This is a genomic window from Pseudomonas sp. NA-150, assembly GCF_044336365.1.
In the GTDB taxonomy this organism is placed as follows: Bacteria; Pseudomonadota; Gammaproteobacteria; order Pseudomonadales; family Pseudomonadaceae; genus Aquipseudomonas.
In genome coordinates this window covers 2,258,651-2,274,653 of the sequence record NZ_CP172305.1, presented here as the reverse complement: position 1 = coordinate 2,274,653, position 16,003 = coordinate 2,258,651, and the positions used below count along the sequence as shown (strand labels likewise).

Here is a 16,003-nt window from a genome sequence, read left to right as displayed (position 1 = left end):
CCCTATTTCTTGCATGACTGAACCCCTCTGACGACAGAACCTCACGCGGGCGGTCAGGCCGGCGTGAGGTCTTTAAAAACAATCAGCGGGGCTGTTTACTTGGCAGCGACTTCCTGACCTTCAAACGCGGTCAACGTCGGGTTCGCGCCACGTTCATGCACGTGGGAGTGTGGCGTGCGATCAATCATCAGGCTCAGCAGTTCCGGGCGGCTGTAGTGGCCGCGAGAATCCATCTGACGCTTGCGCTTGTCGATTTCCCACAAGTCCAGGTCGGCAATGACTTCACCTTCACCTTCGGTCATGAAGCCGAGGACTTCACCCTGCGGGTCGATGATCGCGGTGTAGCAGCCGCCGGAAATCGGCTCGATGGGGCAGCCGGTGTCGGCCTGGATCTGCGCTTGTTGCTCAGGGGACAGCCAGGCGGTCGAGTTGACCACGAAGCACGCCGCTTCCAGGGCGTGCATGCGGATGCTGACTTCCATCTGACGAGTGAACAGCGGGCCGGCAAACGAACCTGGGTACATGGCGGCGTGAATCTGCTCGCCGTCGGCCATCAGCGCATAACGGGCCAGTGGGTTGTAGTGCTCCCAGCAGGCCAGTTGGCCCACACGGCCTACCGCACTGTCGACCGCTTTCAGGCCCGATGCGTCGCCCATGCCCCAGATCATGCGTTCGTGGTAAGTCGGGGAGATTTTGCGACGCGCCTGGATCAGGGTGCCGTCGGCATCGAACAACAGTTGCGTGTTGTAGAGGGTGCTGCCATCACGTTCGTTGACGCCGATGGAGACCACCATGTTGGCTTCTTTGGCGGCCTTGCCGATGGCATCGGTGGCAGCGGAAGGCACGGTGACGGCCTGGTCCAGCAACTTGTAGTGCTCACTGCCCATTTCGTACGGCGTTTGCACGAACGAGAAGTAGGGGTAGTACGGCACGATGGTTTCCGGGAAAACGGCGAACTGCACGCCCTTTTCACCGAGTTCCAGAATCTTCTTCACGACCTTGTCCACGGTGCCTTCACGGCTATAAAGGACAGGGGCGATCTGTACGGCGGCGGCTTTGATGATGGTCATTTTAAAGCTCCTCATTGAGTAGTCGGGGTGTTCAATGGGGATAAGATTACTATCGAAATATAATGACGATACGTCGCAGTTCCCTCCTTTTAGGTCATTGTGCTCGGCACACAAATTTTGCCGTTGATTCCCATCCTTAGCAGTCCGGCTTGGCGGCGATGGCGATTCTCAGGGCGCCGACGCCGGTAAGCCGGACTACGGTAATAGCGCGAACTACACCGCTTTAACCTCTCCTCTCCTCTACTTTCGCCCCACATTCCAAACCTCCAGACTAAGATAGAGAGACCACTCACCCATCGTCAGCCATCGCGTTCGCCCTCCTGGTGAACTCGCCCGCGGCGGGAGGATCCTATTTCGACGTTTGCATTCCCGGCTGCTTGCCGTCAAAAATGCCAACGCGCGTCACCGCGTTCGGCGTTAATTATTTTTTGTGCAGCCAGCTGCTGTGGCCCGGCTGCATCGCTTTCATGGAATCCAGAATGGCTCAACGACATGTAATCAACGCTTCGGTCAGCCCCAAAGGCAGCCTGGAGACGCTCTCCCAACGTGAAGTGCAGCAATTGAGCGAAGCGGGCTCGGGCAGCATTTATCAGCTATTCCGCCAGTGCGCCCTGGCCATCCTCAATACCGGCGCCCACGTCGACAACGCCAAAACCATCCTTGAGGCATACCAGAATTTCGAAGTTCGTATTCACCAGCAAGACCGTGGTGTGCGCCTGGAGCTGCTCAACGCACCGGCAGACGCCTTCGTCGACGGCGAGATGATTTCCAGCACCCGCGAGATGCTGTTCAGCGCCCTGCGCGACATCGTGTATACCGAAAGCGAGCTGGACAGCCAGCGCATCGACCTGAGTTCTTCGCAGGGCATCACCGACTACGTTTTCCACTTATTGCGCAACGCCCGCACCCTGCGCCCCGGTGTCGAACCGAAGATGGTGGTGTGCTGGGGTGGTCACTCGATCAACACCGAAGAGTACAAGTACACCAAGAAAGTCGGCCATGAACTGGGCCTGCGCCGTCTGGACGTCTGCACCGGTTGCGGACCGGGCGTGATGAAGGGGCCGATGAAAGGCGCCACCATCGCCCACGCCAAGCAACGCATCAGTGGCGGCCGTTACTTGGGGCTGACGGAACCGGGGATTATCGCCGCCGAGGCGCCGAACCCGATCGTCAACGAACTGGTGATCCTGCCGGACATCGAGAAGCGCCTGGAGGCGTTCGTTCGCGTCGGCCACGGCATCATCATTTTCCCGGGTGGCGCCGGCACCGCCGAGGAATTCCTCTACCTGCTGGGCATCCTGATGCACCCGGACAACCGCGGCCTGCCGTTCCCGGTGATCCTCACCGGACCGAAAACCGCAGCGGCGTATCTGCAGCAAATTCATGCGTTCGTTGGCGCGACCTTGGGCGAAGAAGCGCAGCAGCATTACCAGATCATCATTGACGATCCGGCTGAAGTGGCACGCCAGATGACTCAGGGCTTGAAGACGGTCAAGCAGTTCCGTCGCGAACGCAACGACGCGTTCCACTTCAATTGGCTGCTGAAGATCGACGAGGGCTTCCAGCGCCCGTTCGATCCGACCCACGCCAACATGGCCAGCCTCAAGCTCAGCCGCGACCTGCCACCCCACGAACTGGCCGCCAACCTGCGCCGGGCGTTTTCCGGGATCGTCGCCGGTAACGTCAAGGACAACGGCATTCGCCTGATCGAGGAGCACGGGCCGTACGAAATCCACGGCGACGCTGCCGTGATGCAGCCACTGGACAAGCTGCTGCAAGCCTTCGTGGAGCAACACCGGATGAAACTGCCGGGCGGCGCAGCGTATGTGCCGTGTTATCGGGTTGCGACATGAACTGACGGCACACACCCACTGTAGGAGCGGGCTTGCCCGCGATCGGCCGGACGCGGTGTGTCAGGCACACCGCCATCGCGGGCAAGCCCGCCCCTACAGCCCGGCGCCCCCCTCCGCAGACCGTCTATACTTAGTGGTCTTCCCCGGTCATCTACCTGACCATCGCCCAGCGTCCTGGCTCGGCAAGCAACTCCCGTGGCGATGGCCTTCTGCAAGGAGGACATGCAATGGATGAGGCCAAACTCAATGACTTCATGGGCAAGCTGGTTTCCGACATGGGCGGCGCCGCGATGCTTGCCAGTGTCATTCTCGGCGATGAGCTCGGTCTGTACCGAGCGATGGCCGACAGTCAGTTAACCACCCCCGAAGCACTCGCGGCCAAGACAGGCTGCAATCCACGTCTGGTTCGTGAATGGCTCAACGCCAATGCGGCGTCGGGCTACATGGAGCACCACGACGGGCAATTCCGTCTGCCCGAAGAACAAGCCATGGCCCTGGGCATCGAAGACTCGCCGGTGTATGCCGCCGGCGGTGCCTCGGTGATCGCGGCGCTGTTTCACGACAAAGACAAACTGGTCGCCGCCATGCGCGGCGATGGCGCCCTGGCCTGGGGCGATCACCACCCGTGTATGTTCGGCGGCACCGAGCGCTTCTTTCGGCCTGGCTATCGCACGCACCTGGTCGCCAGTTGGCTTCCGGCACTGGACGGCGTGGTCGAGAAACTCAAGGCCGGCGCCAAGGTCGCGGATATCGGCTGCGGCCACGGCGCCTCGACCGTGGTCATGGCGCAGGCTTTTCCCGCGTCACGCTTTGTTGGCTTCGACTATCACGCGCCGTCCATCAGCACCGCCACCCAGCGTGCACAGGAAGGGGGCGTGGCGGATCGCGCCAGCTTTACCCTCGGCACAGCGAAGGACTACCCCGACAACGATTACGACCTGATCTGCTATTTCGATTGCCTGCACGACATGGGTGATCCGGTAGGCGCAGCGAAACACGCCTATCAGGCGCTTAAAGCGGACGGCACGGTGTTGCTGGTGGAGCCGTTCGCCAATGACACCCTCGATGAAAATATGAACCCGGTGGGACGGTTGTTCTACGCGGCCTCGACCTTTATCTGCACACCGAATTCGCTGTCGCAGGAAGTAGGTTTGGGATTGGGGGCTCAGGCCGGTGAGGCGCGTCTGCGCAAGGTGTTCACTGAAGCGGGATTCAGCCGTTTCCGGCGCGCCGCGGAAACCCCCTTCAACCTGATTCTGGAGGCGCGCAAGTAAATTAACAGGCTCCCAGTCGCCGCAAAAACCCAACGTTCGCGATTTCACACACGCAAAGGCCGCTTTTCGGCCTTTGCCCCGCCTCGCTTCTGACTACAATCCACTTACAACAAACCGGGGCGATGCCGGATCGCCCCTGCAGATCGTATTTGAGGGGCCCCCAATGAAGAACGTTGCGCAGCTATTGAAGTTGAAAGCTAGCCAAAACCAGCAGGTTCACACCATCGGCCCCCATCAGATGGTCATGGACGCGCTGCGGTTGATGGCGGAAAAAAACGTCGGTGCCCTGTTGGTGGTCGAGCATGGCGAGGTGGTGGGCATCGTCAGCGAGCGTGACTACGCGCGCAAACTGGTCCTGCAAGGGCGATCCTCGGTCGGCACCCCGGTGAAGGACATCATGAGCCACCCGGTGATCACCGTGGACACCCACAAAAACATCGATTACTGCATGAACCTGATGACCGTCAGCCACCTGCGTCACCTGCCCGTGGTCGAAGACGGTGTGCTGATGGGCCTGCTGTCGATTGGTGACCTGGTCAAGGAAGCCATCGCCGAACAGGCCGACCTGATTCGCCAGTTGGAGGAATACATTCGCGGCGGCTAGAACAGGTCCAGTTGACCACCGACCAAGGTCGAAAAGTCATCGTTGACGAACGGCAAGATGGCATCGGCCAACGGTTGTAGCTGGCGGGTGACGTAGTGGTCATAGTCGATGGGCGCGAGCCGCGCTTCCAGCGGTTCCGGCCCGGCGACGGTCATCACATAGCTGATCCAGCCACCGTTCTGGTACTGCCGGGGCCGGCCCTGCTGGTCGTTGTATTCATCGGCCAGGCGCGCCGCCCGCACATGGGGCGGCACGTTGCGTTCATAGTCGTCCAACTGCCGGCGCAGGCGCTTGCGATAGACCAATAACTCGTCCAGCTCCCCGGCCAGGGTCTGCTTCACGTACTCGCGGATGTAGTCCTGATAGGGCTGGCGGTTGAAGATCCGCAAGTACAGCTCCTGCTGAAACTGCTGGGCCAGCGGCGACCAATCGGTACGCACGGTTTCCAGGCCCTTGTAGACCATCTCATCGCGACCGTCCTCACGCCTGACCATCCCGGCGTAGCGCTTCTTGCTGCCCTCCTCGGCCCCACGAATGGTCGGCATCAGGAAGCGCTTGAAGTGGGTTTCGAACTGCAACTCCAGCGCACTTTCCAGCCCGTACTCTTTTTGCAGATGCTCGCGCCACCAGAGGTTGACGCCCTGCACCAAGGCGCGGCCGATCTTCGCCGCGTCCTCCTCGGAATGTGCATGGCGCAGCCAGACGAAGGTGGAGTCGGTATCGCCGTAGATCACTGTATGTCCCTGAGCCTCGATCAGCTCGCGAGTGCGGCGCATGATCTCGTGGCCGCGCATGGTGATCGAGGACGCAAGGCGCGGGTCGAAGAAGCGGCAGCCAAAAGACCCGAGCACGCCGTAGAAGGCATTCATGATGATTTTCAGTGCTTGCGACAGCGGCGCGTTACGCTCTTGTTTGGCCACTTCCCGACCTTGGGACACACGGGAGACGATGGCCGGCAGGCAGTGTTTGCTCCGCGAAAAACGCGCGCCACGAAAGCCCGGCACTGAATCGCTGTCGTCGGGATGACGCATGCCCTCGATCAACCCCACCGGATCGATCAAAAAGGTGCGAATGATCGACGGGTACAGGCTCTTGTAATCGAGGACCAGCACCGACTCGTACAAACCGGGTTTGGAGTTCATCACAAACCCGCCCGGGCTGGCTTCCGGCGGTTGTTCCCCGAGATTCGGCGCGACGAAACCCAGACGATGCATCTGCGGAATATACAGGTGGTAAAAAGCCGCCACCGAGCCGCCGCCACTGTCGGTGGGCAAACCGGTGACCGTGGCGCGTTCCAGCAAGAACTTCAGCAGTTCGGTCTTGGCGAAAATCCGCGTGACCAGCTCGCAGTCCTTGAGGTTGTAGCGCGCCAACGCTGGTTTGTCCTCGGCGAACATCCGGTTGATCTCATCCATGCGCTGGTACGGCGTGCTGATGGATTTGCCTTCACCGAGCAAGGTCTGCGCAACGTTTTCCAGGCTGAATGAGGGAAAACTCCAGGTCGCCGAACGCAGCGCTTCGATACCGTCGATGATCAGTCGTCCGGCCGCCGAGGCGAAGTAATGATTGCGACTGCCGTGTTTGCGCCAGCCCATGACATCGCCGCCACGGCCCAGGCGCAACGGCACGTTCAGCCGTTGCGAGTGTTCGTGCAACACCCGCAAATCGAACTGCACCAGGTTCCAGCCGATGATCACGTCGGGATCGTGCTCAGCCAGCCAATCGTTGAGCCTTTCCAGCAATAGCTCGCGGGTGTCGCAGTATTCGAGTTTGAAATCGACGGCATCGTCCTTGTTCGCCGGACCGAGCATGTACACCTGACGCTCGCCGCAGCCTTCGAGGGCAATGGAATACAACTCGCCCTGCATCGTGGTTTCGATGTCCAGCGACACCAGCCGCAACTGTGGCCGATAGTCCGGCGCGGGTTTCATCTGGGTCTCGAGCAATACGCCGCTCGCATCCAGGGCGCCACTAAACGACACCGGTGCAGTAATGAAGCGCTCCATCATAAAGCGCTCCGGCGGCCGGATATCCGCCTCGAACACCTCGACGCCGGCCTTCTTCAGCAGTTTCTCGATGTTCATCAACTGCCGATGCTGCTGGCAATACAACCCCAGCACCGGGCGGTAGTGAAAATCCACCAGCTCCAACGGCCGCAGCTCCACATCACGTTCACTGCGCAACCACGCCTCGGCACTCGCCCGCTGCTCGGCAGGAATAAACGCCACCGACGGCTGATGCGGCAGCCGCACCCGACGCGGCCCGTCATCAGTGGCCAGCCAGAACTCCACCTCCGTACCCGCTGCGGTGTCACGCCAATGCCGGGTCAGGACATAACCCTGCTGTAACTCCACCGCTGCAACCTCGAAATTGAATCAGGGTGCGATTCTACTTGGCATTGGGGGCGTGTGTGCGGTTGACGGCCTGTTAAACCCCAAACCATGGCCATTATTTTTCTATTGGATATAGCGTATGACCCCATGATCCCGACTCAACGATTACCCCGTACTTGATAAAGAGCTCTTGCAACGACTCGTCTATCGTTTCGACAGGCAATACTTACAAGGGCCGGTGACGTGGGGTCAGGATGGACTCGACTAACAAGTCACCCAGCTCTACCGGAAGATGCAGCTGGACCCAAGCGCCATTCTGAACGGGCAGGTAAATTTCTTGTCCCCCACCCGACCAGACCTGCAGCCTATAACGGGCTTCAATAGCCAGCAACTACCACTTCCATGGTGTTTCCGTAAATACCGCAGTGGGTGGCAAAACCGCCTTCAGCGTAGCTAGGTACTCATCAAACAACTCTTTCGACAAGTGAACATCAAAACCTACGTCCAAACGCGTCTGATGAGTAATTATCATCTGCCTTTTCCTATCAACGGTAACGAAATTGCATAAATGCCAATAAGGGTATGATTCAAACTTTTTTTCATTTTTCCAGCCAAGAAAAAACTTTGCGCCACCTATTGCGATTCCGACAGGACCAGCAAGCCCCCAAGTGAATGCAGGGTCCACGGCAATCAAGCAGACAACGACAAACAGTGAGATGCCAGACAGCCACTTGAAGAAAGCGCCCATATTCTCTGGGTAGTCAGGCCAGGACTCAACCTCACCACCTTGCTCGGTAATTCGATAGTTATAGACCGTTTTTTGTCGTGCACCTCTTAACCACAAAAAAAGCCAGAGACACAATCCAAAAATGCCTAAATATTCTAGAGGGAAGTCATTTTCTCCATGCTCACCAAAATAACCGTAAAGAGTAAATCCCAACGGCCACATAGCTCCAACGGCCATCATTATGTCAATTGCAAGCATTGGATGAGGATGAGCTTTGATGGTCCAGCACATCAATGTCTCCCCCTTCAATACAGGTCTTACATGCTCTTGATCGTCATTATTACTAACCTCATTGCCTAAGAACTTAGTCATGGCACGCCCTTTTAATTCGGCACAAGAATAGCGATTGATTTTTCTCGACCGCCCAAAGTTTCTATTTGCAGGGAACCAGGATCAAGGCTTGTAAGACGAGTACCTTTGCCGTCAGATACTCCCTCTTTGTCTAACTCAAGCTGAAAACGATAACCTCGGTCGCCTTCGCTTGAAGCCAGAATTTCGGGTGAGTACCAGACTTGCATCTCTATACATTGAGCAACCTCGGCCAGTGGCCCCCATGTCTGCCAAACCACGTCTTCCCCTTCAGGCGGCATGTCGTAACGTCCTTCACCCGGGCCGTCAGTATTTATTTCGTCTGGCGCTTGACCCAATAACCTTGATTCGACGATTACCCCGTGCTTGATAAATGGCTCTTGCAACTACTCGTCTATCGTTTCAACAGGCAATACATATAAGGGCCGATGACTGGCGGTCAGGTTGGCCTCGACTGATAAGCCACGCAGGATGCCGCGGCACTCAGGCGCCGCTCTGAGTGGGAAGGGGATTTATTTTTTCTTTTCCCGCCCATAGCTTGCAATTTCGACTCGACTTCAATATCAATTAACTAGCCACTCCACGGGGCCTCAGTGAACACAGCGGTCGGCGGTAAAACTACCTTTAACGTATCTACGAATTCATCAAATAAGTCTTTGGATAAATGAATTTGGAAACCCACCGTTAAATTAGTTCGATGCGCAACTAGCATTTTTCTTTTCCTGTCTACCGTTACGAAGTTGTACTCGTTCCAAGGAGAGGAAACTCTATGGTGCTTTTCATTTTCCCATCCCAAGAAAAATTTCGCACCACCTACTGCAATCCCAACAGGACCAGCAAGCCCCCAAATGAATACAGGGTCTACGGCAATCAAGCAAACAATGATAATCAGTGAGGTGACGGACAACCATTTGAAAAAATTTCCCATGTTTTCGGGATAGTCCTCCCAGTATTCAACCTCGCCGCCTTGATCGGTGATTCGGTAATTATAGACAGTTTTTTGCCTTACGCCTCTTAGCCATAAAAATAGCCAAAAGCAAAGTCCAAAAATGCCCGAATATAAAATAGCATCATCATTGCTGCCGGGGTGCTTCAACAAATATATATAAATAATAAAGCTTGCCGGGATTAAGGCTATGCTCCCCATGATGGTATCGATTAAAAACATGGGGGAAGAATGAGCCTTAATGGTCCAGCTCATCAATGTTTCCCCCTCCAATACGGGTCTTCCATGCTCCTGACAGTTAATGACTTTAGTTTCATTTTCTGATAATTCAGCCATGGCGCCCCCCTTAATTCGGCACAAGAATAGCGATTGATTTTTCTCGACCACCCAAAGTTTCTATTTGTAAAGTGCCTGGATCAAGGCTCGTGAGACGCGTGCTTTTCTCATCAGATACTCCCTCTTTGTCTAATTCAAGCTGAAAACGATAGCCCCGGTCGCCTTCACTGGAGGCCAGAATTTCGGGCGAGTACCACACTTGCATTTCAATAAATTGTGCGGCCTCAGTCAGCGGTACCCATGTCTGCCAAACTACGCCTTCACCCTCCGGGGGCATTTCGTAGCGGCCCTCATTCGGACCGTTAGTTTCTATATGATCCGGGGTATGACCCAATAACCCCGATTCGACGATTACCCCGTGCTTGATAAACGGCTCTTGCAACGACTCGTCGATCGTTTCGACAGGCAGTACATATAACGGCCGATGACTGGCTGTCAGGTTGGTTCCGACTAATGAGCCGCGCAGTTCTACCGGAAGATACAGCTGGACCCAGGCGCCATTCTGAACGGGGAATTTTTGGTACCCATTGGGGTGAACGTAGATAAGCTTTGTTCCATATGTTGGCTTGATGTAGAGCATCGGACTGAGCTGTATTTCAAGAAAGGCACGCTTTTCCTCCATGTGTCCAGACACATCATCAGGCAGACGCTCTGCGGGGTAGGGAGTGTCAGATTTTTTGTGTTCGGGCTGGTTGTGGCCTGCCGTCAGGCAGGCCTTTGTTTTACCAGCTCGGCCTGGTAAATCGATCTCCATAGAGAATCGCAAATTGATTCATCGCCACCTTCCAATCATGCGCTGCGTTACCCCAGTTAGCGGTGATGTTGCGTAATCCCAGCCATATCAGCTTCGTCGCTGCATCGTCAGTGGGGAAGTGCCCTCGGGTCTTGATGATCTTTCGTAGCTGAGCGTTGATGCTTTCGATGGCGTTGGTTGTGTAGACCACCTTTCGGATGCCTGCCGGGAAGACAAAAAACGGGATGACTCGATCCCAGGCTCTACGCCAAGCAGCAACTACAGTCGGATACTGCTTGCCCCAAGGCCCCGCCTCAAAGGCGTTCAGTTCCTGCTCAGCGATATCGGCGTTAATGGCTTGATAAATCGGCTTGAGCGCCTTGGCCAGTGCTCGACGTTTATCCCAAGCCGCATAGTCCAGGCTGTTGCGGATCAGATGCACGATGCAGGTTTGCAGTGTGGTAGCAGGAAACACCGCCCCTAGGGCCTCTGGTATCCCTTTAAGGCCGTCTGTGACGGCGATCAGCACATCTTCAACACCACGAGTCTTCAGGTCGTTGAACACCTTCATCCAGAACTTGGCACCCTCGGTGCTTTCGATCCAGATGCCCAAAATATCTCGTGTGCCATCGGGTAACACGCCCAGTGCCAAGTACACCGCCTTGTTACGCACCAAGCCTTCGTCGCGAATTTTGACCCGCAGCGCATCAAAAAAGATGACTGGGTACATAGGCTCTAAAGGGCGTTGCTGCCAAGCGCCAACCTCTTCCAGCACAGCATCGGTCACTGAACTGATGAAGTCATGCGACACATCGGTTCCATACTGCTCGGACAGGAAAGCGCGTATCTCACGCACCGTCATCCCTCGGGCGTACATGGCAATGATCTTGTCATCAAAGCCTGTAAATCGGCGCTCATGCTTGGGAATGAGGATCGGCGCGAAGCTGCCATCGCGGTCTCTGGGGATATCCAGGCGAAGTGGCCCGTCATCGGTCAGTACCGTTTTACCGCTTTTACCATTGCGCTGGTTGGTTGAATCCTCAGGGCGCTCCGCGCCCTGAGGATAGCCAAGGTGGTGACCCAGTTCGGCGCCTAGCGCACGCTCGATCAGCGCCTTTTTGAACGCCATAGAGGCGTCCTGAATGGCTGCGGCGCTCATCGGGCCTTGGACGAACTGATCAATCAGCTCTTTGGGTATCGAGGGCAATTCCCTCGGTGTTGCACTGGCGGACTTCTTTTTGGTCGGCATAAATGCACCTCTGGTGACATGTTATGCCCGAACACAAAATTTCTGACAGTCTCGCGGGGTAACGCGACCATGTGCCTTTACGCAACCATTGGCCAATTGCGTCCCGCTTCAAGTAATTAAGGGCATAGGAGGCGAACAGGTACATCAAGCCTGCTCCTAGGGCCCCGGCAGCTACCCAAGATCCCATTGCAAACGCCACTACTTTAGAAGCACCTAACGACGCCACACCACCTGCGACCAGTTGGACGACTCCTATCGCTATAAACCCAGCGATCGCTCCAAGCTGGATATTATAAAAAACTTTATCCAGAGATGATTCTGTACGCTCCATTTCATCTAGTACCTCCCAATACTCCGCCGTCGTAGCGATCAGCGTAAATGCCCCCAACGCTATCATTCGGGCACTAAACACCTTTAGATGCTTCCCCCAAGACTTGGTGTGATCATCGGCGTTATTCCAATACGCCGCTGATTTTTGGGTTATCCCCACTTTCTCTCCATCAAGAATAGTCGAAAGCCCCTTGATCGCCTCCCACTTCGTCCCCACCACTAACGCCATCAACGCACTGCCGGTGTACGCCATCCCCGAGTTGATTTTCACCCAGTCCTTACTATCCAGACTCCCATCCCGAGACAAATCTCGATAAACCAATGCGGTGTTAATCAAGTTGGCCAACACCACGCCATAGGTAATCGCACCGGCGACCAACCCGTGCTTGGCACTCCATGCTTCCATTAGCTCTGGCCATTTTAGTTGGGCCAGACCTTTAGTCACTGATCTCGCGATAGCCTCCTGAATAGTCCTGACGTGTTGGGACTTCTGGTAATCAAGCAACAGCGGCATGCGCAGCAAGTGCTGTTTTATTGCCTCGTTCACGTTCGCGGCGATGCGGCCCAGTTCCTTGGCGCCGTAGGCCTTGCGCCTAAAAAACCATGCGTTCATCGCGCGCTGATAATTGTTCTTCAACGCTTGCAGGTCGGCCTTCCACTGGTGGTGGTGTTTCTTGAAGTCCGGGTCCAGCTGTAAGCGCTCGGGATGACCCATCAGAAAGTGTCCGACGAGCATGTTTCGCAGCAAGGCGCCAAGGTTTCGGCTGTTGCTGTAGGCCAGACGGCTGTCCACCGCCAGCAGGGCCAACAGGGTCTTTTCCACGGCCTGTTTGCCGGCTCCGGTGGCCATCTCGCCCAGCGCTTTAAAGGTCAGCCGTGCCGTTTCGCTCAGGGCCAACATCCAGGGTTTGTTGGCCATGTCCTCATGACTGAGAAAGCCGTTCAGTTCCGCCAGGCGACCGAGCAACGAGGTGATGTCGTTGTGGTCATTGGCCAGTTGGTTGGCCTCTTTATCCAGGGCATCTTTGATCGGTGCCGAAAACCCGAAACGCGCCAGGCCGAACAGGGTAGTGGCTTTCTGGTCTTGCTCCGCCAGCCATTTCGAGGCGGCAGTGTCTTGGGCCATGGCTTCCATCAGGTCCGCAATGATGGTTTGCAGGTAGAGCAGTGTGTTGGGGTTGGTGGTGTCGATGAACAGCTTCAGCGGCTCGGTGCCGATGCGTACGGCCCAGGTTTGCAAGTCGGATTGGGTGTCGTGTACTTGCTGGCGCAGGAGAACGCTTTTTTCCTGATGGTCCTCGACAAAACTGCGGGCGGCGCTTAGATCAACCTCCCGTCGCCACTTGCTGCGCTTTTCCCAGCTTTCGCGCAAGGCGGCGGAGGGCTCGCTACCGTATCGGGCTTTTATTTGTTGAGCCAGGCCTTTGGACGGCAGGTCGTGCAGGCCTTGCATGATGCCGATCTCGGCCTGTCCTGCGGTCTCCTCAACGTTGATTTGCTCGAAATAGGCTTCGATGTCGGTGAGATATTCACGCGCTTTGCGATCATCGCTACGGACAGATGCAGGCAGCAACTCGGGATCGCCGCCCACTCCGCACAGCTGCTCGACGACACCGGCCATGCTCAGCTTGTGTTCATGTGCCTCTTGCCACTCCTGAAACGCAGCCTGGTCGGCAATCAGTTGCATGCCGAGGTCTTCCATCACCGCCAGCGAGTCGTCGAGAGCGACCATCACCGAACTGAATTTATCCTCGACGCTGCCGGTCCAGATCACGTGGGCGGCCAAGGGCACCACATGCTGTGAGGGCCCGATTTCGGAGACCGAGGGGTACGCGGAGTCAGCGAAACGGCCGTCGTGATTGATCGGCCAGACGTCGACGTCGGCGACGATGTGTTTATCCAGGTCCATCAATTGCAGGGCGTGCGGCACGTCCATGGTGCGGCAGTATTCTTTGAGGTTCAGCGGCTGCATCCACTGGGCACGGCTGTCGCTGTGGGAACGCAGGTGCTCACAGACGCGCCACGTCCATTGCTGCGGCGAAAAGGCAATGTGCAGCTGGTTATTGCGCGGGTACAGCAGGTAGTTGCGGATTTCACCGCCCTCAGTGCTGCGTAGATCTTGACCAATGTCGGCGTCGCTCCAGACGATGCGCGTCAGGTTGGCGTTCAGCGCCGAGTAGCTGTATTCATGCAGGGTTTTGGCGGTCTCGTCGAAGACGTAGACATAGCCGCCGCGCAGTTGGCGCAAGGTGTAGGTGCGGGTTTTCAGCTTGGGCAATCGGGCCCACTGGCCTTCGGCGCACAAGGGTCTGAGCTGGGTCGGATCGACGTCATAGCGCGAGCGGTCCAGCGCGTAGCGCATAGGTACGATAGCGACCTCAGGGTCCTTGAACGGGCAGGTGGTCATGCCGGTCAGCGGTGTATCGCTGAAACGGTCGTTGCGACGCTGTTGCAGGTTGCCGTTTTTGTCAGCCATGGGCGGTGTCCTTGTGCGAATGGCGGAAGTGGTCGAAGGCTTTCATGCGCGGTTCAGAGGTAAGGCGGGAGTTTTCGACATCGACGGCAAGCACGCGGAAGCCGAAATTTTCCAGGGGTTTGATGCTGAGGGTGAAAGTGGGAGCCGGAATTATCGATGCGTAGGACATAGCCGAATCGTCGCGCTGGAAACGAAAACGAAGCCTAATGGGTGAATCCTTGGGAGGTCTGTCGGAAATCAGGAAAGCTTTTGTAGGACTCTTCTCGGCCTTTTGTGGGTATGTGCTTGCAGACAAATCATCTAGCCGCTCGGGAGTGTCAGATTTTTTGTGTTCGGGCTGGTTGTGGCCTGCCGTCAGGCAGGCCTTTGTTTTACCAGCTCGGCCTGGTAAATCGATCTCCATAGAGAATCGCAAATTGATTCATCGCCACCTTCCAATCATGCGCTGGCGTTACCCCAGTTAGCGGTGATGTTGCGTAATCCCAGCCATATCAGCTTCGTCGCTGCATCGTCAGTGGGGAAGTGCCCTCGGGTCTTGATGATCTTTCGTAGCTGAGCGTTGATGCTTTCGATGGCGTTGGTTGTGTAGACCACCTTTCGGATGCCTGCCGGGAAGACAAAAAACGGGATGACTCGATCCCAGGCTCTACGCCAAGCAGCAACTACAGTCGGATACTGCTTGCCCCAAGGCCCCGCCTCAAAGGCGTTCAGTTCCTGCTCAGCGATATCGGCGTTAATGGCTTGATAAATCGGCTTGAGCGCCTTGGCCAGTGCTCGACGTTTATCCCAAGCCGCATAGTCCAGGCTGTTGCGGATCAGATGCACGATGCAGGTTTGCAGTGTGGTAGCAGGAAACACCGCCCCTAGGGCCTCTGGTATCCCTTTAAGGCCGTCTGTGACGGCGATCAGCACATCTTCAACACCACGAGTCTTCAGGTCGTTGAACACCTTCATCCAGAACTTGGCACCCTCGGTGCTTTCGATCCAGATGCCCAAAATATCTCGTGTGCCATCGGGTAACACGCCCAGTGCCAAGTACACCGCCTTGTTACGCACCAAGCCTTCGTCGCGAATTTTGACCCGCAGCGCATCAAAAAAGATGACTGGGTACATAGGCTCTAAAGGGCGTTGCTGCCAAGCGCCAACCTCTTCCAGCACAGCATCGGTCACTGAACTGATGAAGTCATGCGACACATCGGTTCCATACTGCTCGGACAGGAAAGCGCGTATCTCACGCACCGTCATCCCTCGGGCGTACATGGCAATGATCTTGTCATCAAAGCCTGTAAATCGGCGCTCATGCTTGGGAATGAGGATCGGCGCGAAGCTGCCATCGCGGTCTCTGGGGATATCCAGGCGAAGTGGCCCGTCATCGGTCAGTACCGTTTTACCGCTTTTACCATTGCGCTGGTTGGTTGAATCCTCAGGGCGCTCCGCGCCCTGAGGATAGCCAAGGTGGTGACCCAGTTCGGCGCCTAGCGCACGCTCGATCAGCGCCTTTTTGAACGCCATAGAGGCGTCCTGAATGGCTGCGGCGCTCATCGGGCCTTGGACGAACTGATCAATCAGCTCTTTGGGTATCGAGGGCAATTCCCTCGGTGTTGCACTGGCGGACTTCTTTTTGGTCGGCATAAATGCACCTCTGGTGACATGTTATGCCCGAACACAAAATTTCTGACAGTCTCAGCCGCTCGCCCCAACAC

At 56.5% G+C, this 16,003-nt stretch carries 12 protein-coding genes and 1 pseudogene; 3 read left to right on the top strand and 10 right to left on the bottom strand.

Annotated features, from left to right (window positions below):
* Positions 1 to 95: 95 nt before the first annotated feature.
* Entirely contained in the window at positions 96 to 1,070 is a 975-nt protein-coding gene (locus ACF0H7_RS10870; protein WP_397452755.1) for a nitrilase-related carbon-nitrogen hydrolase, read from the bottom strand.
* 479 nt (positions 1,071 to 1,549) lie between these two features.
* On the opposite strand from ACF0H7_RS10870, the gene ppnN reads away from it, so the two are divergent.
* The 3 genes from ppnN (at position 1,550) to ACF0H7_RS10855 (ending at position 4,801) form a co-directional block, all read left to right on the top strand.
* A complete protein-coding gene (ppnN, locus tag ACF0H7_RS10865) occupies positions 1,550 to 2,923 on the top strand; it encodes a nucleotide 5'-monophosphate nucleosidase PpnN (protein ID WP_397452754.1) in 1,374 nt (457 codons plus the stop codon).
* Positions 2,924 to 3,150: 227 nt separating this feature from the next.
* Positions 3,151 to 4,197 carry a class I SAM-dependent methyltransferase gene (locus tag ACF0H7_RS10860; protein ID WP_397452753.1) on the top strand — a complete coding sequence of 349 codons (1,047 nt, stop codon included), beginning with the start codon at positions 3,151 to 3,153 and terminating at the stop codon, positions 4,195 to 4,197.
* A gap of 163 nt (positions 4,198 to 4,360) precedes the next feature.
* Complete coding sequence (locus ACF0H7_RS10855) at positions 4,361 to 4,801, top strand: CBS domain-containing protein (RefSeq protein WP_397452752.1); 441 nt, start codon at positions 4,361 to 4,363, stop codon at positions 4,799 to 4,801.
* Here ACF0H7_RS10855 and ACF0H7_RS10850 read toward each other — a convergent pair.
* From ACF0H7_RS10850 to ACF0H7_RS10810, 9 genes and pseudogenes are all read right to left on the bottom strand, one after another.
* The gene (locus tag ACF0H7_RS10850; RefSeq protein ID WP_397452751.1) at positions 4,798 to 7,155 is read right to left on the bottom strand and encodes a DNA polymerase II; all 2,358 of its coding nucleotides are present in this window, start codon (positions 7,153 to 7,155) and stop codon (positions 4,798 to 4,800) included. The two genes, ACF0H7_RS10855 and ACF0H7_RS10850, sit on opposite strands and share 4 nt — an antisense overlap.
* A gap of 370 nt (positions 7,156 to 7,525) precedes the next feature.
* Entirely contained in the window at positions 7,526 to 8,233 is a 708-nt protein-coding gene (locus tag ACF0H7_RS10845) for a hypothetical protein (protein WP_397452750.1), read from the bottom strand.
* An 11-nt stretch (positions 8,234 to 8,244) separates the two neighbouring features.
* Positions 8,245 to 8,616 (bottom strand): hypothetical protein, encoded by a 372-nt coding sequence (locus ACF0H7_RS10840; RefSeq protein WP_397452749.1) that lies wholly within the window; start codon positions 8,614 to 8,616, stop codon positions 8,245 to 8,247.
* Positions 8,617 to 8,801: 185 nt separating this feature from the next.
* Positions 8,802 to 9,512, bottom strand: coding sequence for a hypothetical protein (locus ACF0H7_RS10835; protein WP_397452748.1), 711 nt, complete (start codon positions 9,510 to 9,512; stop codon positions 8,802 to 8,804).
* A gap of 10 nt (positions 9,513 to 9,522) precedes the next feature.
* On the bottom strand, positions 9,523 to 10,266 hold the full coding sequence (locus ACF0H7_RS10830) for a hypothetical protein (protein WP_397452747.1): 744 nt from the start codon (positions 10,264 to 10,266) through the stop codon (positions 9,523 to 9,525).
* Entirely contained in the window at positions 10,235 to 11,494 is a 1,260-nt protein-coding gene (locus ACF0H7_RS10825; protein WP_397449066.1) for an IS256 family transposase, read from the bottom strand. Before ACF0H7_RS10825 ends, ACF0H7_RS10830 begins: the two co-directional genes overlap by 32 nt.
* Positions 11,424 to 14,300, bottom strand: a complete 2,877-nt coding sequence (locus ACF0H7_RS10820; RefSeq protein WP_397452746.1) for a T6SS effector BTH_I2691 family protein — start codon at positions 14,298 to 14,300, stop codon at positions 11,424 to 11,426. The genes ACF0H7_RS10825 and ACF0H7_RS10820 overlap by 71 nt, the downstream gene beginning before the upstream one ends.
* Positions 14,293 to 14,703, bottom strand: a complete 411-nt coding sequence (locus ACF0H7_RS10815) for a hypothetical protein (protein WP_397452745.1) — start codon at positions 14,701 to 14,703, stop codon at positions 14,293 to 14,295. The genes ACF0H7_RS10820 and ACF0H7_RS10815 overlap by 8 nt, the downstream gene beginning before the upstream one ends.
* Positions 14,672 to 15,932, bottom strand: a pseudogene (locus tag ACF0H7_RS10810) (IS256 family transposase). Before ACF0H7_RS10810 ends, ACF0H7_RS10815 begins: the two are co-directional and overlap by 32 nt.
* Positions 15,933 to 16,003: the final 71 nt, after the last annotated feature.

Coding starts and splice junctions, on each gene's coding strand:
- ACF0H7_RS10855 (WP_397452752.1), top strand. CDS start 4,361: ATGAAGAACGTTGCGCAGCTATTGAAGTTGAAAGCTAGCCAAAACCAG.
- ACF0H7_RS10825 (WP_397449066.1), bottom strand. CDS start 11,494: ATGCCGACCAAAAAGAAGTCCGCCAGTGCAACACCGAGGGAATTGCCC.
- ACF0H7_RS10845 (WP_397452750.1), bottom strand. CDS start 8,233: ATGACTAAGTTCTTAGGCAATGAGGTTAGTAATAATGACGATCAAGAG.
- ACF0H7_RS10835 (WP_397452748.1), bottom strand. CDS start 9,512: ATGGCTGAATTATCAGAAAATGAAACTAAAGTCATTAACTGTCAGGAG.
- ACF0H7_RS10815 (WP_397452745.1), bottom strand. CDS start 14,703: ATGGAGATCGATTTACCAGGCCGAGCTGGTAAAACAAAGGCCTGCCTG.
- ppnN (WP_397452754.1), top strand. CDS start 1,550: ATGGCTCAACGACATGTAATCAACGCTTCGGTCAGCCCCAAAGGCAGC.
- ACF0H7_RS10820 (WP_397452746.1), bottom strand. CDS start 14,300: ATGGCTGACAAAAACGGCAACCTGCAACAGCGTCGCAACGACCGTTTC.
- ACF0H7_RS10860 (WP_397452753.1), top strand. CDS start 3,151: ATGGATGAGGCCAAACTCAATGACTTCATGGGCAAGCTGGTTTCCGAC.
- ACF0H7_RS10870 (WP_397452755.1), bottom strand. CDS start 1,070: ATGACCATCATCAAAGCCGCCGCCGTACAGATCGCCCCTGTCCTTTAT.
- ACF0H7_RS10830 (WP_397452747.1), bottom strand. CDS start 10,266: ATGGAGATCGATTTACCAGGCCGAGCTGGTAAAACAAAGGCCTGCCTG.